Below are 16,920 nucleotides of genomic sequence, written 5' to 3'. Positions count from 1 at the left end.
CGACCGAGGAGTTGCAGGTGACGACCGGAGCCACCGTCTGGCTCACGGGTCTGCCGAGTGCCGGCAAGACCACCATCGCGTACGAACTGGCCGGCCGGCTGCGCGCCGAGGGCCATCGCGTCGAGGTGCTCGACGGCGACGAGATCCGCGAGTTCATCTCCGCGGGCCTCGGCTTCAGCCGCGAGGACCGGCACACCAACGTGCAGCGCATCGGTTTCCTCGCCGAACTGCTCGCCCGCAACGGCGTCAAGGCGCTGGTCCCGGTCATCGCGCCGTACGCCGACAGCCGCGACGCGGTCCGCAAGCGGCACCAGGAGAGCGGGGCGCCGTACGTCGAGGTGCATGTGGCGACCCCGGTCGAGGTGTGCTCCGTACGCGATGTGAAGGGTCTGTACGCCAAGCAGGCGGCGGGCGAGCTGACCGGGCTGACGGGTGTGGACGACCCGTACGAGGAGCCCGAGTCGCCGGATCTGCGCATCGAGTCGCAGCACCAGACCGTCCAGGAGTCCGCGGCCGCGGTCCACGCGCTGCTCACCGAGAGGGGACTGGCATGACGACCGTCGCATCCGTGCACGAGGGGACGGACGCCCCGTACGCGCTGTCGCACCTGGACGCGCTGGAGTCGGAGGCGGTGCACATCTTCCGTGAGGTGGCGGGCGAGTTCGAGCGGCCGGTGATCCTGTTCTCCGGCGGCAAGGACTCCATCCTCATGCTGCACCTGGCGCTGAAGGCGTTCGCGCCGGCCGGTGTGCCCTTCTCGCTGCTGCATGTGGACACCGGACACAACTTCCCCGAGGTCCTCGAGTACCGGGACCGTGTGGTGGCCGCACATGGGCTGCGTCTCCATGTGGCTTCCGTACAGGACTACATCGACCGGGGTGTGCTCAAGGAGCGTCCGGACGGCACCCGCAACCCGCTGCAGACGCTGCCGCTGACGGAGAAGATCCAGGCGGAGCGGTTCGACGCGGTCTTCGGCGGAGGGCGCCGGGACGAGGAGAAGGCCCGCGCGAAGGAGCGGGTGTTCTCGCTGCGGGACGAGTTCTCCCAGTGGGACCCGCGCCGCCAGCGCCCCGAGCTGTGGAACCTGTACAACGGCCGGCACGCGCCCGGCGAGCACGTGCGGGTGTTCCCGCTGTCCAACTGGACCGAGCTGGACGTGTGGCAGTACATCGCCCGTGAGGGCATCGAGCTGCCGGAGATCTACTTCGCGCACGAGCGGGAGGTGTTCAGCCGTAACGGCATGTGGCTGACCGCCGGCGAGTGGGGCGGCCCGAAGGACGGCGAGAGCGTCGAGAAGCGGCTCGTGCGCTACCGGACCGTCGGTGACATGTCCTGCACGGGCGCGGTGGACTCGGACGCGGTGACGCTGGAGCAGGTCATCGCGGAGATCGCCGCGTCCCGGCTGACCGAGCGGGGCGCCACCCGCGCCGACGACAAGCTGTCCGAGGCCGCGATGGAAGACCGCAAGCGCGAGGGGTACTTCTAGCCATGACCACGACCACGGAACTCTCCGAGACCACCCTGCTGCGGTTCGCGACGGCCGGTTCGGTCGACGACGGCAAGTCCACGCTCGTGGGACGGCTGCTGCACGACTCCAAGTCGGTGCTGGCCGACCAGCTGGAGGCCGTCGAGCACGCCTCCCGCAACCGCGGCCAGGAGGCCCCCGATCTCGCGCTGCTGACGGACGGTCTGCGGGCCGAACGCGAGCAGGGCATCACCATCGACGTAGCCTACCGCTACTTCGCCACGCCGAAGCGGCGGTTCATCCTCGCCGACACGCCGGGCCATGTGCAGTACACGCGCAACATGGTCACCGGTGCCTCGACGGCCGAGCTGACGGTGATCCTCGTGGACGCCCGCAACGGCGTGGTCGAGCAGACCCGCCGGCACGCGGCGATCGCCGCGCTGCTGCGCGTGCCGCACGTGGTGCTCGCGGTCAACAAGATGGACCTGGTCGAATACCGGGAAACCGTCTTCGCCGCGATCGCCGAGGAGTTCACGGCGTACGCGACCGAACTCGGCGTCCCCGAGGTCACCGCGATCCCGATCTCCGCACTGGCCGGCGACAACGTGGTGGAGCCGTCGGCGAACATGGACTGGTACGGCGGCCCGACGGTCCTGGAACACCTGGAAAGCGTTCCCGTGAGCCATGACCTCAGCCACTGCCACGCCCGGCTGCCCGTGCAGTACGTGATCCGGCCGCAGACCGCCGAGCACCCCGACTACCGCGGTTACGCCGGTCAGATCGCCGCCGGTTCGTTCCGCGTCGGCGAGGCCGTGACCGTGCTGCCCTCGGGCCGCGCCTCCCGCATCTCCGGCATCGACCTGCTCGGCGAGCCCGTCGACGTCGCCTGGACGACGCAGTCGGTGACGATCCTGCTGGAGGACGACGTCGACATCTCGCGCGGCGACCTGATCGTGCCCAGCAAGGACGCCCCGGCGACCACGCAGGACATCGAGGCGACCGTCTGCCACGTCGCCGACCAGGCGCTGACCGTCAACCACCGGGTGCTGCTCAAGCACGGCACCCGCACGGTCAAGGCGATCGTCAAGGACATCCCGTCCCGGCTCACGCTCGACGACCTGTCCCTGCACCCGCACCCGGGACAGCTCGTCGCCAACGACATCGGCCGGGTGAAGATCCGCACCGCGGAGCCGCTGCCGGTGGACTCCTACGCCGACTCCCGCCGCACCGGTTCGTTCATCCTGATCGACCCCAGCGACGGCACCACGCTCACCGCGGGCATGGTCGGCGAGTCGTTCGCGTCCCCCGAGCCCGTCAAGGACGAGGCCGAGGACGACGGGTGGGACTTCTGACATGAACTCCCCCGATGTCTACTCCACGTTCGCGAAGGAGGGCGGCCGCGTCGGCAGCGGCGCCCTCGGCAGCGGGCAGGGCGGAGTGGCGCGATGTGCGCGCTGACGTACGCGCACTGCCTGCGCGCCCCGTCCCCCCACCCGACGTCCCGGAAGCGACGAAGACCCCTGCCGAACTCCCGGCCACGACCTGAGAGACCGTGACCGCCGGGCCAACGAGAGGAAAGCCTCCCGTGCCTGTCAACCGCTCCACCCTCCTGCGCCGCGGAGTCGCCGTGGTCGCCGCCCTTCCCCTTCTCACTCTCGCCGCCTGCGGCTACGGGTCCGACTCCAGCAAGAGCGAGGACTCCTCCAAGCAGAAGGTCGCCGCCGGGTCGTCGAAGATCGACGGTCTCGACTCCGTGAAGATCGGTTACTTCGGCAACCTGACCCACGGGACCGCGCTCGTCGCCCGCGAGCAGGGCCTGTTCCAGAAGGAGCTGGGCGCCACCAAGGCGGACTACGCGACCTTCAACGCGGGCCCGTCGGAGATCGAGGCGCTCAACTCGGGCTCCATCGACATCGGCTGGATCGGCCCCTCCCCGGCGATCAACGGCTACACCAAGTCGAACGGCAAGAGCCTGAAGATCATCGGCGGTTCGGCCTCCGGCGGTGTGAAGCTGGTCGTGAATCCGAAGAAGGTCACGTCCCTGAAGGACGTCAAGGGCAAGAAGATCGCGACGCCCCAGCTGGGCAACACGCAGGACGTGGCGTTCCTCAACTGGATCGCGGAGCAGGGCTGGAAGGTCGACGCGCAGAGCGGCAAGGGCGACGTCACGGTCGTCCGCACGGACAACAAGATCACGCCGGACGCCTTCAAGGCCGGTTCGATCGACGGCGCGTGGGTGCCGGAGCCGACGGCGTCGAAGCTGGTGGCCGAGGGCGGCAAGGTCCTGCTGGACGAGGCGTCGCTGTGGCCGGACAAGAAGTTCGTGATCACGAACATCATCGTGCGGCAGCAGTTCCTCAAGGAGCACCCGAAGGCGGTCGAGGCGGTGCTGAAGGCCTCCGTCGAGGCCAACAAGTGGATCAACGCCAACCCGGACCAGGCGAAGGCCGCGGCGAACAAGCAGCTGGAGGCGGACTCCGGCAAGGCCCTCAAGCCGAACGTCCTGGACCCGGCGTGGAAGTCGATCCAGTTCACGAACGACCCGCTGGCCTCCACCCTCAACACCGAGGCGGAGCACGCGGTGAAGGCCGGTCTGCTGGCGAAGCCCGACCTCAAGGGCATCTACGACCTGACCATCCTCAACAAGGTCCTCAAGGCCGAGGGTGAGCCCACGGTCGACGCCGCCGGTCTCGGCACCAGCTGACACACGTCCCGATCGGATCCCAGGAGGTGACGACCATGGCCACGACCACGACGCTCGCCAAGGCCGACGAGTCCGTCGAATACGCGGCGCGCCTCGAGCACGTCTCGAAGTCCTTCGCGACACCTGGTGGGCAGCAGCTCGTCCTGGACGACATCAGCATCGATGTCGCGCCGGGAGAGTTCGTCACCCTCCTGGGAGCCTCGGGCTGCGGAAAGTCCACGCTGCTGAACCTGGTGGCGGGACTGGACGCGCCCAGCGCGGGCTCCATCACCACGGACGGGCGCCCCGCCCTGATGTTCCAGGAGCACGCCCTGTTCCCGTGGCTCACCGCGGGCAAGAACATCGAACTCGCCCTCAAGCTCAGGGGAGTTCCCAAGAGCGACCGCCGTGACAAGGCGGAGCGCCTGCTCGAACTCGTCCGGCTGAAGGGCGCGTACGGCAAGCGGGTCCACGAACTCTCCGGCGGTATGCGCCAGCGCGCGGCACTGGCGCGGGCCCTCGCCCAGGAGAGCAACCTGCTGCTGATGGACGAGCCGTTCTCCGCGCTCGACGCCATCACCCGGGACGTGCTGCACGACGAACTCACCCGGATCTGGGCGGAGACGGGCGTGTCGGTGCTGTTCGTGACGCACAACGTGCGCGAGGCGGTACGGCTGGCGCAGCGGGTGATCCTGCTGTCGTCGCGTCCGGGCCGGATCGCTCGCGAGTGGGCGGTCGACATCCCGCAGCCGCGGCGCATCGAGGACGCGCCCGTGGCCGAACTGTCCCTTGAGATCACCGATGTACTGCGTGGGGAGATCCGCCGTCATGGCCAGCACTGAGACGACGCCGGCCCAGGACGCCGGGAGCGTCGAGGCCGGCCTGGACGCACTGGAGACCGCGGCCGTCGGCCGGCCGACGCTCCGGCAGACCCTGGTCAACAAGATCCTGCCGCCCCTCATCGCCCTCGGGGTGGTGGTCGTCGCCTGGTTCGTGCTGTACCCGATCGTGAACGACCCGACGAAGCTGCCCTCGCCGGGCGCCGTGGCCGCCGAGTTCAAGGACGCCTGGCTGAAGGGCGATCTGCTGGGTTACATCTGGACCAGCGTCTCGCGCGGTCTGCTGGGCTTCTTCTTCGCGTTGCTGATCGGTACCCCGCTGGGTCTGCTGGTGGCGCGGGTGAGGTTCGTGCGGGCGGCGATCGGCCCGATCCTGTCCGGGCTGCAGTCGCTGCCGTCGGTGGCGTGGGTGCCGCCGGCCGTGATCTGGCTGGGTCTGAACAACTCGATGATGTACGCCGTCATCCTGCTCGGCGCGGTCCCCTCGATCGCCAACGGCCTGGTGTCCGGCGTCGACCAGGTGCCGCCGCTGTTCCTGAGGGCGGGCCGCACGATGGGCGCGACGGGCGTCAAGGGCGTCTGGCACGTCGTCCTGCCGGCCGCGATGCCCGGCTATGTGGCGGGGTTGAAGCAGGGCTGGGCGTTCTCCTGGCGCTCCCTGATGGCGGCGGAGATCATCGCCAGCTTCCCCGATCTCGGCGTGGGCCTGGGCCAGTTGCTGGAGAACGCGCGCACCGCCAGCGACATGGCCATGGTGTTCGAGGCCATCATCCTGATCCTGTTCGTCGGCATCGCCATCGACCTGCTGATCTTCAGCCCGCTGGAGCGCTGGGTGCTGCGCAGCCGCGGTCTGCTCGTGAAGAGCTGAACGCCGGTGTACGACAAGCCCGTTCTCCTCGTCATCGCCCACGGCAGCCGCGATCCGCGGCACGCGGCGACCGTGCACGCCCTGGTGCGCCGGGTACGGTCGCTGCGGCCCGGGCTGCGCGTGGAGACGGGCTTCTTGGACTTCAACGTCCCGTCCGTGCACGGGGTGTTGGAGTCGCTGGCGGAGGAGGGTGTCCGTGACGTCGTGGCCCTCCCCCTTCTGCTGACCCGCGCCTTCCACGCGAAGGCAGACATCCCGGCGGTCCTGCGTGACGCGCCGCCGCAGCTGCGCATCCGGCAGGCGGAGGTGCTCGGCCCGTCCCCGCTGCTCCTGCGGGCCCTCGAACGGCGTTTGCATGAGGCGGGGTTGAGGCCCGCCGACAAGTCCTCGACCGGGGTCGTCCTGGCCTCGGCGGGGTCCTCCGACCCGGAGGCGATCGCAGTGATCGCTGACATCGCGCGGGAGTGGCGGCACACCGGTTGGTGCGCCGTGCGACCTGCGTTCGCCTCCGCGTCCCTCCCCCGGACCGAGGACGCGGTACGGGAGTTGCGGGCGCTGGGCTGCGAGCGCGTGGCCGTCGCTCCGTATGTCCTCGCCCCCGGTTTCCTCCCGGACCGCATCGCCCGGGGCGCGACCGAGGCGGACGTCCTGGCCGACGTGCTGGGTCCGGCGCCGGAGGTGGCGCGGGTGCTGCTGGAGCGGTACGACGGGGCGCGGTTGCCCCGACTGGCCGCGATCGGGGCTTAGTACCCCGGCAAGCAGTCGAGCAACGCCAGCAGATAGTCCTCAAGGCGTCGGGCGAGCAGGGCCGGGGTCAGGTCCGTGCGGCCGAGTTCCCGCCAGGGGACGGCGACCTTCTCGGCGTCGGGGGCGAAGCCGAGGGCGTCCAGGACGCGCCAGTAGCGGCGGGCGTCGGGATCGTCGGTGAGGGTGCCGCCTGCGGCCAGGTAGTGGTCGGCGAAGCGCAGGCCGGCGGGAACGCCGTGCAGCAGGGTGAGCGCGGACGAGCAGTGCGCCACGTCGAGGTCGGCGGGCCCCCAGGACGTCTCCACCCAGTCGACGACCCCCGTGACGGCGAGGTCCGTTCCGGAGCCCGTGAAGAGAACGTTTCCGGGGTGGAAGTCACGGTGCAGGAAACACGGTCGGTGGTCGGGCGCGGGACGCCGGATGACGTCCACGGCCCGGCGCCACAGCTGAGGCCGCGAGGTGTTCTCGGGAACCCGCACCCGGTCCGGGGCGGTCCACGCCTCGTACGTCCGCGGCCGGTCCGCCTCCGGCACCCGCAGGTGGTGGAGGGCGACCAGCTGCCGGGCGAGCAGGCGGCTTCTGCGCTCCACGTCATCGTCGTCATCGTCGTCCAGGCGCAGGCCCCCCGGCAGCAGCGACATCAGCAGCGACGGATGGTCGCAGTGCTCCCCCGCCGCGTCGACGGCGTGCAGCCGGGCGGCCGGGACGCTCGTCGGGGCGAGGAGACGGAGGATGTCGGCCTCGCGGGTGAGCAGTCCCGAAGCGGCCCTGAGATAGAAGGGTTTGACGAAGGACCGCAGCACGAGCGTGTACGGCTGCCCCGGCCGGTCATCTCCAGCCGCCGCATCCTCGACGTCCAGCCGCCCCGCAGTGCGCCGACGTCCCGGATGCGCTCCCCCGGCCGCAGACTCCGCTCCACCCACCGGCGGGTGTGGGACCAGTCATCGGTCATGGTCATGATGGGGAGCCTACCGCCAGCGCGCTCGGCCCGGGTCACGGTCGCCGCCCCGGCCGACCATGACCCGGGAGCGTGGGCTCAGGACGTCGTCGTCGCCGTCACCGTGGCCGCGGGGCCGACTCCGGCCGCCGTCACCGCGGCGACGGTGACCTTGTACGACGTGCCCGGTTGCAGTCCGCCGATGACCCGGAACATGCCCTTGGCGGAGGGCTGGGTGACCAGGACGTCCCGGCCGGTGACGTCGATCGGGTCACGTCCGTCGGAGACGGTGACCCGGTAGCCGGTCACCTTGGCGTCCCCGGTCGCGGTCGGCGGGGTCCAGGCGAGGGTGGCCGCCGTGGCCGACGTGCGCAGCTTGGGGCCGGTGGGCGCGCCCGGCAGGACGATCGCCGCGGTGGGCGCCAGCGGCAGTGAGGCGAGGGACGGCTCGCTGCTGCCGCGGGCGTTGCTCGCGGTGACCGTCACCGTGAACGGCCCGCCGGACGACGGAAGTCCACCGATCCGCACCAGCGCGGTCCGCTTGAACTCGGCGGCCGACACACCCTGTTGGGCGACGGCCTTGCCCGTCGCGTCGTAAGCCCGTGCCGTGTACGACGTCACCGGTGAACCGTTGTCCACGAAGGCCGGGTTGAAGGTGACGTACAGCGCGTCCGCGCCGGCGGTGCCGGTGCCGACGCGGGTCGGCGCCTCCGGCACGGACGGGGCTGCGACACGGCGGCCCAGCAGGCCCCGGTATGCGGGTTCGAGTCCCGCATTGGCGAGGATCGCCGACGGCACGTCGGACAGGGCGCTCATGATGTGGTTCCCGGTCGTCACGAGCCCCTTGTTGTCGCTGTCGGCCGTGCCCTCCTCCCACCAGTTGTCCTTGACGAGGGTCGGGTCGTTGTTGCCGAGGGCGTCGCGGTAGTCGGTGTGCCGGGAGGCGACATTGGCGTAGGAAGCGTTGTAGAGGACGTTTCCCTCGACGGTCTCGTAGGTGCAGCCGTTGTCGGTGTAGACGTTCTTGCCCAGGCCCCACTGGTCGTGGATGACGTTTCCGGTGACCTTCTCGCCGTCGGCCATGGAGGTGCCGGTCAGTCCCTGGGTGTAGATGCCGCCGCCGTCGTCGAGCCCCTGCATGTAGTCGAAGATCAGGTTGTCGCGCACGGCGTTGTCGTGGCTGGGGTTCGGGGTGGCCGGGTCGCCGATCTTGTCCGGCCAGCCGCCCCAGCCCATGGAGACGGCGCTGTAGCCGACGTGGTCGATCTGGTTGTGGGCGATGGTGTTGTGCTGGGTGTATCCGTTGAGGATGGCGACTCCGCCGTGGTACTCGCGGGGCAGGGCGTAGAGGTGGTTGTCCGTCACCTGGACGCCGGAGGCGGGCGTCCGGCCGTCCACCCCGCCGATCTCCAGTCCGTTGCCGGAGATGTCGGTGAAGACGCTCCCGCTGACGGAGGAGTCCTTGCTTCCGGTGCCCAGATCCAGTCCGGACGCGCCGAGATGCGCGAAGACGTCGTCGGCGAACTGGATGCGCTGCCCGTACGCGAAGGACACGTTGCCGGGCATCTTCGTCCAGGAGGCGAAGGGGCAGGTGCCGCCCTCGACGTACTGGCACAGGCCCTGCGTGGCCCAGCCTCTGTCGCCGGTGATGGTGTAGCCGGCCTGGATCTCGGAGAAGCCCTCGGGCCGCGAGGGCGTCAGCCAGGTCGCGTAGCTGAACTGGATGCCGCGGAAGGCGATGTCGTGCACGGGCGCGTCGGACGTGCCGCGTCCGTCGACGAGTTTCTCGGCCGCCGCCGCCTCCACATCGGCGCGGGCGAGGTTCTCGCCCTTGCGCGGCAGGTAGTAAACGGTTCGGGCGCTTTTGTCGAGGTACCACTCACCGGGCTGGTCGAGGAGTTCGTAAGCGTTCTCGACGTATGTCGCCCTGCCGTTGTTGGTCAGATGGCCCGGGCCGACCATGCTGACCGTGCGGCCGGGGATGTCGGGGAACTCGACCCGCTTGTTGGAGTTGTCCCAGCAGGGCTGGGCCATGGTGATGGCGGTGCCCTCGGCGGAGGCGATCCGGCAGCGCGGTTCGGTCCACTGGCCGAGTCCGTTGCGCTCGATGTTCCACAACGCCTCGCCGCTGGTGTAGACGAACTCGGCGTCGGACGGGTGCTTCCAGTGGGCGATGGTGTCCGAGGAGGCGGTGTAACCGGTTGCGGTCTGGGTGAGCGTGACCGGAACGGCCCCGCGGGCCCGCTGGGCGCGCACTCCGTCGACGTACAACTGCCGGGTGTCGGTGAGCCCTTGGGGCGCGCGGGCGGCCCACAGTCCCTTGCGGCCGGGGACCTGGTGCCAGCCGACGACCTGGCGTCCGCCGCTGACGACGGTGGCGCCGGTGCCCTGCCAGATCACCCGGTGACCGTTCGTGCCGGAGTCGCGGGCGTCGAGGACCAGGGGGCCGGACTGACGGTAGGTGCCGGAGGCGAGGTGGACGGTGAGGTCGGACTTCAGGCGGGCGGTCCGGGCGCGGACCAGGTCGCGGGCGTGCTGCAGTGTGCGCACGGGATGTCGTGCGCTGCCGTCGGCATGGTCGTCGCCGGTGGGTGAGACATAGAGGTCCAAGGACGCGGCCGCCTGGGCCGGGGCCACGAGGTCCGGGACCCCGAGGGCCAGCACGGCGGTGACCAGGGTGACCAGGGCGGCTCTTCGGTGCGTGGGCATGTACCCCTCCCGTGGGATAAGCCGGTACCCAATGCCGGGAAAGGTAGGAGCACTTGGGTGCCCCAGTCAATGAACTGGACGGAATTTGCCGCGAGATCCAGGCTCTCAAGGGAGATTCATCGGATCAGTCGAAGCGCAGGGAGCCGGTTCGGGTGCGCTTCAACTCGAAGAAGTCGGGGTGGGAGGCCAGGGCCCGGAAGCTGTCGAAGAGTTCGGCCGCCCGCTCGCCGCGGGGAACGGCCCTGAGCACGGGCCCGAACCACACGGTCGAGTCGACGTGCAGCGTCGGGGTGCCCACGTAGCCGCCGGACTCGGGCTCGACGCCGGCCGCGTGGCTGCGGCGGACGGCCTCGTCGCGGGACGGGTCGTGCGCGGCGGCGGCGAGATCGGCCGGCAGGCCCAGCTCGGCCAGCGACTCGGCGATCACCTCGTCGAAGTCCTCGGCCCCGCGCTCGTGGATACGGGTGCCGAAAGCGGTGTAGAGATCGCGCAAGACCTTCTCCCCGTGCCGTTCGGCCGCGGCCACGGCGACCCGCACCGGGCCTATCGACCGGTCGACCAGGTCCCGGTACCAGTCGGGGAGTTCGTTGCCGAGGTTGTGCAGATACAGGCTCATGACGTGGAAGCGGAGGTCGAGCGGGCGCTCACGCCCGACCTCCGTCAGCCAGCGGGAGGTGATCCAGGCGAAGGGGCAGGCGGGGTCGAACCAGAAGTCGACGCGGACGGGAGAGGTGTTCGTCATGCGGTCGACGGTAGTCGGGGATTGGTTCAGTCTCCTGGCCCAATCATGCACTGTTTCCTTGACCCAATTGGCCCCGTGGTTCTCTTGGCCCCATCGGCCCCGTGGTTTTCTTGGCCTCATCAGCCCCGTGGTTTTCTTGGCCTCATCACGCGCGGGCGAGCTGGGGGTCCCGTCCGCTGGCGGCGAGCGCGCGGTCGAAGGCGGGGGCGTCGTCGGGCGCCGGCACCGGGTCGGCGAAACCGTCGTACTGGCGGTAGAGGGCGCCGTGCTCCTCGACCACGTGCAGCACGAACCGGGCCGCGTCGTCCGAGACGTGGTACTCCTGGCCGGTGGCGGTGGCGACGTCCCAGCCGTGTACGGCCATCTCCTTGACGACCATCGAGGCGATCTGCAGGGCCGGCATCTTCGCCGTCCCCAGGTCGACCTCGCCCTCCCAGACCGCCGGATCGGCCCAGGCCGCCACGGCCCGGTCCAGCTGGGCGGCGTAGGCCGCGGGCCAGTCCGGGTCGGCGGTGAAGTCCCGGGCGGTCAGCTCCTCGGGGAGCTGCTTGCGCAGCGCCCGGTGCTCCAGGCCGTGGGAGGTGTAGAGGACCCAGTGGTTGACCAGGGCGCGGACGTCCCAGTCGGGGCAGTGGGTGGGCTCACCGAGCCGGTCCGCGGGCACACCGCGTGCCACACGGGCCGCCTCGGCGGCGCATTCGGTCATGTACGCGTGCAGCTGCTTGGGGTCGTCGTACGTCATGCCCCCACGCTAGGAAGGGCGCGTTCAGGACTCTTGAACAAACGCGACAGCCTCGCCGGCCAGCCGGGCCAGCTCCTCGATCGGCATCGAACCGGGCGCGCGGCGCTCGCGCGCGAAGGTTTTGGCGAGCTGCTGGAGCAGGTCGTTGAGCGGGGTCGGGACGCCGTGCAGACGGCCCAGCAGACCGATCTCGCCGTTGAGGTAGTCGGCCTCGATGGTGCCGGTGGCGCGGCTGAGGGACTGCCAGGAGGAGCCGCCGCCGCGCGGTGCGCCTTCGAGCGGCACCAGGTCGACCTTGTTGCCGCGCAGCGCCCGCTGTTCCTCGACGCTCGCGTACGGGATCCCGGCGGCGTCGAGCACGGCCCTGCCCTCGGCCCGCACGTCCCGGTACAACTCCCCGGCCTTGTCGCCCGCGACGGGACCGGCGACGGCCTCCAGGGCGTTGCCGAGGTTGGACAGCAGCTTGGCGTACTGCCACCGTGCCACATCGGGCACGACCGGCGACTCGAAGTGGGACTTCTCCAGGTCGGCGGCGATCAGCCGGGCCGTGTCGTCGGTGCCGTGGGGATGGCGGCCGAGGTGGAGCATGCCGGTGAGCGGGGCGCCGCCGGCGGAGACAGAGCCCGGTTCGAGATAGGTGGACGGCAGCCAGACGCAGACGCCGTAAACGTTTCGGAAAACGCGCAGTGCGAGGCGCTGGCCCTCCACGCCGTTCTGCGCGCACAGCAGCGGCAGCCGCTCGGCCGCCGTGCCGCCGCCCGCGACCGGGGCCGGGCCCCAGGTCTGCAGCGCTGCCACGGTGTCCTGCACCTTGACGGCGAGGACCAGCACGTCGTCGGTCCTCAACTCGCCCAGTTCGGCGGGCCCTTCGACCGCGGGCAGCCGGTGGGTGTACCGCCCGTCGGGCACCGTGAGCCGCAGCCCGCCCTCCCGCAGCGCGGCCAGATGCGCGCCCCGCGCGACCAGGACGACCTCGTGCCCCGAACCGGCGAGCCGCCCGCCGATCGCACCGCCGACGGCCCCTGCTCCGATGATGATGTAGCGCATGGGACGAGCCTCGCACAGCCCTTGACCCTGCCCCTGGGGCAGGGTCGAGCGTCCCGGCATGGACACCTGGCTGAAGCAGACGCCGTACAGCGGTCCCGGCGGCCTGGACACCGGCGTGCTGCCGCGCGATCCCGGTGAACTCGCCCGACTGGTCCGGGGGTTGGTCATCCACCGGGGCGAGGGTGAACCCCTCGGGTACGAGATCCCGCCGGAGCGGCTGCACCACGACGCGGAGTCGCGCTACGTCACCGAGATCCTGCGGATCCTGCGCGCACGCTCGAACCGGCCGCTCACCGAGGCCCGCCCGTACGAGGAGCGGTTCGTCGGCACGTGCCGGGACTTCGCCCTGTTGCACGTCTCGCTGCTGCGGGCCACCGGGACGCCGGCCCGGGTACGCGGGGGCTTCGCCACGTACTTCGTCGACGGATTCCACGAGGATCACTGGATCACCGAGTACCGCCTACCGGACGGGACGTGGCGGCTGGCCGACCCGCAGGTCATGCGACCGGGACACGAGGTGGACTTCGATCCGCTGGATGTGCCGCGGAACCGGTTTCTGGTGGCCGGCGAGGCGTGGCGGGCCGTCCGGGGCGGGGCCGCGGATCCGGCGACGTTCGGGCTGTCGTGGGACGAGTCCCTGCGGGGTGCCTGGTTCGTCCGGCACAGCCTCGTCCTCGACCTGGCCTGCCGGGGCGGCGTCGAGACCCTCCCGTGGGACGGCTGGCTCCCCCTGGCCGGGGTCGAGGAGCCGGGGTCGCCTTCCGCGGACGAGCTCGCCCTGCTGGACGCGGTCGCCGTCGCCACCGACGACGAGGCGGGGCGCCTGTTCGAGGACCCCCGGCTGACCCCGCCCCGCGAGATCCTCTCCCTCGCCCCCTACCTCGGCCTGCGCAAGGTCACTCTGCCGTGAGCTCGACCAGTTTCACGACGGTGTTCCAGTTGCGGGTCGTGGCGATCACGCCCTTGTTGATCCGGGGCCTGGAGAGCGCTTCGGCGAGCTTGGAGCGGCCCAGCCCCTCGGGCGCGTAGAGATACAGTTCGCGCTCGCCGAGCCGGAACTCCTCGGGCAGATAGGTCTCCCGGTCGATCTCCGCGAACCGCGCGGCGTCGACCGGCGCCGAGAGGTAGGTGACGTGCAGCTGCCTGGCCTCCAGCTCGGCGGCCGGGAAGGGGCAGGCCTCGACGACCGCCTGCAGATAGGCGTGGTCGCGGACGATCACGTCGACGGCGAAACCGAAGTGCTTCTCGATCGCGTGCCTGAGTTCGGTGGCCAGCGACTCCTCGTCGCCGTGGCCCGAGGCGAAGACGGCCTGACCGCTCTGCAGATGGGTGCGGACGCGGTCGTACCCCAGGCCCTCCATCAGCTGCCGCAGCTCGGCCATCGGCAGCTTCTTCCTGCCGCCCACATTGATCCCGCGCAGCAGCGCCGCATACGTCGTCGTCATGGCGGACACCATAGGGCGGCCGTCGTGCCCCGTGGGGGTGGGCACGACGGCCGGCGTCCACCCGGGGGTGGACTGCGCGAAACTCTGACGGACGAGCGCGGCCGTGAGCAACAGCTACACGCAGCTGTTACTTACTCAACAAGCTTTCGTAATGACAAAGACGGAGCGATGACGACGGACCGGACACCGGCCCGCCACCCCGATCACTACTCATGAGTAGCCCGGATAGATGTAAGGGGCCGCCGTCCTCCTGGGCGGTGAGGCGCCCGGGTACGAGGGGATGAGTCGGGGCCACGGCACTTCACCGGGCAGCACGACGAGTTGCTCTTACACCGCCCATACCTTCGAAATGAAAGGTGGCGGCAGGGGGCTGCCACCGCGCACAAGGGGGCAAGCCCGTCATGGGGAACGGAGAAACACGGGTACGGGGCATAGCCGCCCGGGCCGGCGGCTGGAGCGCCCGCCATCGATGGGCTGCCGTCGGCATCTGGGTGCTGTTCGTCGTCCTGGCGATGGGGATCGGTTCCGCCGCGGGCCGGGTCGATCTGAAGGACAGCGACCAACTGAAGGGCGAGACGCACACCGCCGCGCAGATCATCGATGACGCGGGGATCAAGGAACCGGCGAGCGAGACGGTCCTGATCCAGGCGAAGGACGGACGACTCAAGGCCACCGACGCCGAGTTCAGGGCGGCCGTCGGCGCCGTCGTCAAGGCCGTCGACGGGACCGGCAAGGTCTCGGACGTCAAGTCGCCGTACACAGCGGACACGATCTCCAAGGACGGGCGCAGCGCGCTGGTGCAGTTCGACATGCGCGGCGACTCCGAGACCGCGGGCGACCGGGTGGAGCCCGTGCTGAAGGCCGTCGCCGGGGTGCAGAAGGACCACGAGACGCTGCGGATCGAGGAGATCGGCGGCGCGAGCATGCAGAAGACGTTCGACGACGCGTTCGGCGACGACTTCAAGCAGGCCGAGTACTCCGCGGTCCCGGTGGCCCTCGGCATCCTGCTGATCGCCTTCGGCGCGCTGGTGGCCGCGCTGCTGCCGGTCGCGCTGGCGATCACCGCGATCATGGCGACGATGGGTCTGATCGGCATCGTCAGCCATGTCCAGCCGATGACCGACACCGCCAACTCCGTGATGCTGCTGGTGGGTCTGGCCGTGGGCGTCGACTACTGCCTGTTCTATCTGCGCCGCGAGCGCGAGGAGCGGGCCGCGGGACGCGACGCGCAGACGGCCCTGCGGGTCGCCGCCGCGACCAGTGGCCGCGCGATCATCGTCTCGGGCATCACGGTGTGCGTGGCGATGGCGGGCATGCTGCTCACCGGGCTCGCCACGTTCGAGGGCATGGGCCTGGCCTCGCTGATGGTCGTCGCCGTCGCCATGGTCGGCTCGGTGACCGTCCTGCCGGCGCTGCTGTCGCTGCTGGGCGAGCGGGTGGAGAAGGGCAGGGTGCCGTTCCTGCGCAAGGCCATGGAACGCCGCGCCGCCCGCACGGGCGGGGAGAGCCGGTTCTGGGGAGCGGTCCTCAGGGGCGTGCTCGCCCGGCCGCTGGTGTCGGTGGTGGTCGCGGCCGGCGCGCTGCTCGCCGTGGCGGCCCCCGCCCTCGGCATGAAGACCCAGAACCTCACGCTGGACCAGGAGTTCGGTGACTCGCTGCCCATCGTGCAGACGTACAACCGTGTCAACGACGCCTTCCCGGGCGGCTCCGAGCCGGCCGAGGTGGTCGTCAAGGCGAAGGACATCAACGCTCCCGAGGTGAAGTCCGCGCTCGCCGACTTCAAGGCGCGGGCGATCAGTTCGGGCGCCTCGCGCGGCCCGGTCCAGATCACCCTGCACGACGCGCAGAACATCGCCTACGTCTACGTCCCCCTGGTCGGCGGCTCCGACCTGGACAAGGCGGGCGCCAGCCTGGAGAAGCTGCGCGACGAGGTGCGGCCCGCCACGCTCGGCAAGGTGGACGGCCTCCAGGCCCCGATCACGGGGCAGGTGGCCGGTTCGAAGGACTTCAACGACCAGCTCGGCGGCGCCGTCGTCCCGGTCTTCGCGTTCGTCGTGGTCTTCGCCTTCGCGCTGATGCTGCTGTCGTTCCGCTCGCTGACTGTCGCGATCACCTCGATCGTGCTCAACCTCCTTTCCGTGGGCGCCGCTTACGGCATCCTCGTCGCCGTCTTCCAGCACGGCTGGGGCGCCTCGCTGGTGGGCGCGGAGGGCGTCGGCGCGATCATCACCTGGCTGCCGCTGTTCCTCTTCGTGATCCTGTTCGGCCTGTCGATGGACTACCACGTGTTCGTGGTCTCGCGGATCCGCGAGGCGCGGATGCGGGGCCGTACGACGAGGGACGCGATCCAGCACGGCGTGGTCACCACGGCCGGTGTCGTCACCAGCGCCGCGGTCATCATGGTCGCCGTGTTCGCGATCTTCGGCACACTGTCCATGCAGTCCATGAAGCAGATGGGCGTGGGCCTGGCGGCCGCGGTGCTCATCGACGCGACGATCATCCGGGGCGTGCTGCTCCCGGCGGTGATGGCCCTGCTCGGCGAGCGCAACTGGTACCTGCCGAAGTGGCTGAACCGTCTGCCCGACCTCACGCACGACGAGTCGCCGGAGGTCATCGCCCACTCGGCGCCGGAGCACGGTGGTGAGCGACTGACGGTCTGAGAACTACCCCTGACAGAGGGCCCGTTGGTATCCCGG

Annotated in this window: 14 protein-coding genes and 1 pseudogene; 9 read left to right on the top strand and 6 right to left on the bottom strand. The window is 70.4% G+C overall.

Annotated elements, in window-relative coordinates; translation table 11 throughout:
* The first annotated feature begins 17 nt into the window (after positions 1 to 17).
* From cysC to MKW14_RS11230, 7 genes are all read left to right on the top strand, one after another.
* Positions 18 to 554 (top strand): adenylyl-sulfate kinase, encoded by a 537-nt coding sequence (cysC, locus tag MKW14_RS11265; protein WP_240861741.1) that lies wholly within the window; start codon positions 18 to 20, stop codon positions 552 to 554.
* Positions 551 to 1,486 (top strand): sulfate adenylyltransferase subunit CysD, encoded by a 936-nt coding sequence (gene cysD / locus MKW14_RS11260; protein ID WP_240861739.1) that lies wholly within the window; start codon positions 551 to 553, stop codon positions 1,484 to 1,486. The genes cysC and cysD overlap by 4 nt, the downstream gene beginning before the upstream one ends.
* 2 nt (positions 1,487 to 1,488) lie before the next feature.
* Positions 1,489 to 2,817: a sulfate adenylyltransferase subunit 1 gene (locus tag MKW14_RS11255; RefSeq protein WP_240861738.1), complete on the top strand. Its 1,329-nt coding sequence runs from the start codon at positions 1,489 to 1,491 to the stop codon at positions 2,815 to 2,817.
* A 233-nt stretch (positions 2,818 to 3,050) separates the two neighbouring features.
* The gene (locus tag MKW14_RS11245; protein WP_240861735.1) at positions 3,051 to 4,169 is read left to right on the top strand and encodes an aliphatic sulfonate ABC transporter substrate-binding protein; all 1,119 of its coding nucleotides are present in this window, start codon (positions 3,051 to 3,053) and stop codon (positions 4,167 to 4,169) included.
* Between the two features lie 35 nt (positions 4,170 to 4,204).
* Positions 4,205 to 4,990, top strand: coding sequence for an ABC transporter ATP-binding protein (locus MKW14_RS11240; protein ID WP_240861733.1), 786 nt, complete (start codon positions 4,205 to 4,207; stop codon positions 4,988 to 4,990).
* Positions 4,977 to 5,855 (top strand): ABC transporter permease, encoded by an 879-nt coding sequence (locus tag MKW14_RS11235; RefSeq protein ID WP_240861731.1) that lies wholly within the window; start codon positions 4,977 to 4,979, stop codon positions 5,853 to 5,855. The genes MKW14_RS11240 and MKW14_RS11235 overlap by 14 nt, the downstream gene beginning before the upstream one ends.
* 6 nt (positions 5,856 to 5,861) lie before the next feature.
* Positions 5,862 to 6,602 carry a sirohydrochlorin chelatase gene (locus MKW14_RS11230; protein ID WP_240861728.1) on the top strand — a complete coding sequence of 247 codons (741 nt, stop codon included), beginning with the start codon at positions 5,862 to 5,864 and terminating at the stop codon, positions 6,600 to 6,602.
* On the opposite strand, the pseudogene MKW14_RS11225 reads toward MKW14_RS11230, so the two are convergent.
* The 5 genes and pseudogenes from MKW14_RS11225 to MKW14_RS11205 all read right to left on the bottom strand — a co-directional run bounded on the left by MKW14_RS11225 (position 6,599) and on the right by MKW14_RS11205 (position 12,779).
* Positions 6,599 to 7,560 (bottom strand): annotated as a pseudogene (locus MKW14_RS11225) (phosphotransferase family protein). The gene MKW14_RS11230 and the pseudogene MKW14_RS11225 sit on opposite strands and share 4 nt — an antisense overlap.
* 78 nt (positions 7,561 to 7,638) lie before the next feature.
* Positions 7,639 to 10,248, bottom strand: a complete 2,610-nt coding sequence (locus MKW14_RS11220; RefSeq protein ID WP_240861726.1) for a fibronectin type III domain-containing protein — start codon at positions 10,246 to 10,248, stop codon at positions 7,639 to 7,641.
* 124 nt (positions 10,249 to 10,372) lie between these two features.
* Complete coding sequence (locus MKW14_RS11215) at positions 10,373 to 10,990, bottom strand: mycothiol-dependent nitroreductase Rv2466c family protein (RefSeq protein ID WP_240861724.1); 618 nt, start codon at positions 10,988 to 10,990, stop codon at positions 10,373 to 10,375.
* A gap of 145 nt (positions 10,991 to 11,135) precedes the next feature.
* The gene (locus MKW14_RS11210) at positions 11,136 to 11,732 is read right to left on the bottom strand and encodes a TIGR03086 family metal-binding protein (protein ID WP_240861722.1); all 597 of its coding nucleotides are present in this window, start codon (positions 11,730 to 11,732) and stop codon (positions 11,136 to 11,138) included.
* Between the two features lie 24 nt (positions 11,733 to 11,756).
* Positions 11,757 to 12,779, bottom strand: coding sequence for a ketopantoate reductase family protein (locus MKW14_RS11205; RefSeq protein ID WP_240861721.1), 1,023 nt, complete (start codon positions 12,777 to 12,779; stop codon positions 11,757 to 11,759).
* A 58-nt stretch (positions 12,780 to 12,837) separates the two neighbouring features.
* Here MKW14_RS11205 and MKW14_RS11200 point away from each other — a divergent pair, with 58 nt between their 5' ends.
* A complete protein-coding gene (locus MKW14_RS11200) occupies positions 12,838 to 13,689 on the top strand; it encodes a transglutaminase-like domain-containing protein (RefSeq protein WP_240861720.1) in 852 nt (283 codons plus the stop codon).
* Here MKW14_RS11200 and MKW14_RS11195 read toward each other — a convergent pair.
* Positions 13,676 to 14,224 (bottom strand): DUF1697 domain-containing protein, encoded by a 549-nt coding sequence (locus MKW14_RS11195; RefSeq protein ID WP_240861718.1) that lies wholly within the window; start codon positions 14,222 to 14,224, stop codon positions 13,676 to 13,678. The two genes, MKW14_RS11200 and MKW14_RS11195, sit on opposite strands and share 14 nt — an antisense overlap.
* A 401-nt stretch (positions 14,225 to 14,625) precedes the next feature.
* Here MKW14_RS11195 and MKW14_RS11190 point away from each other — a divergent pair, with 401 nt between their 5' ends.
* Positions 14,626 to 16,884 carry an MMPL family transporter gene (locus MKW14_RS11190; RefSeq protein ID WP_240861717.1) on the top strand — a complete coding sequence of 753 codons (2,259 nt, stop codon included), beginning with the start codon at positions 14,626 to 14,628 and terminating at the stop codon, positions 16,882 to 16,884.
* Positions 16,885 to 16,920 lie beyond the last annotated feature (36 nt).

Origin of the sequence: Streptomyces gilvus (genome assembly GCF_022513565.1) — a bacterium.
Classification (GTDB): Bacteria; Actinomycetota; Actinomycetes; order Streptomycetales; family Streptomycetaceae; genus Streptomyces; species Streptomyces gilvus.
Note: the sequence above shows the minus strand (reverse complement) of the source record. Positions and strands in the feature narration are given on the sequence as shown.

Bases quoted from the DNA above. Each gene is read 5' to 3' on its own strand.
- cysD (WP_240861739.1), top strand. From the start codon at position 551: ATGACGACCGTCGCATCCGTGCACGAGGGGACGGACGCCCCGTACGCG.
- MKW14_RS11255 (WP_240861738.1), top strand. From the start codon at position 1,489: ATGACCACGACCACGGAACTCTCCGAGACCACCCTGCTGCGGTTCGCG.
- MKW14_RS11240 (WP_240861733.1), top strand. From the start codon at position 4,205: ATGGCCACGACCACGACGCTCGCCAAGGCCGACGAGTCCGTCGAATAC.
- MKW14_RS11235 (WP_240861731.1), top strand. From the start codon at position 4,977: ATGGCCAGCACTGAGACGACGCCGGCCCAGGACGCCGGGAGCGTCGAG.
- MKW14_RS11220 (WP_240861726.1), bottom strand. From the start codon at position 10,248: ATGCCCACGCACCGAAGAGCCGCCCTGGTCACCCTGGTCACCGCCGTG.
- MKW14_RS11215 (WP_240861724.1), bottom strand. From the start codon at position 10,990: ATGACGAACACCTCTCCCGTCCGCGTCGACTTCTGGTTCGACCCCGCC.
- MKW14_RS11210 (WP_240861722.1), bottom strand. From the start codon at position 11,732: ATGACGTACGACGACCCCAAGCAGCTGCACGCGTACATGACCGAATGC.
- MKW14_RS11205 (WP_240861721.1), bottom strand. From the start codon at position 12,779: ATGCGCTACATCATCATCGGAGCAGGGGCCGTCGGCGGTGCGATCGGC.
- MKW14_RS11200 (WP_240861720.1), top strand. From the start codon at position 12,838: ATGGACACCTGGCTGAAGCAGACGCCGTACAGCGGTCCCGGCGGCCTG.
- MKW14_RS11195 (WP_240861718.1), bottom strand. From the start codon at position 14,224: ATGACGACGACGTATGCGGCGCTGCTGCGCGGGATCAATGTGGGCGGC.
- MKW14_RS11190 (WP_240861717.1), top strand. From the start codon at position 14,626: ATGGGGAACGGAGAAACACGGGTACGGGGCATAGCCGCCCGGGCCGGC.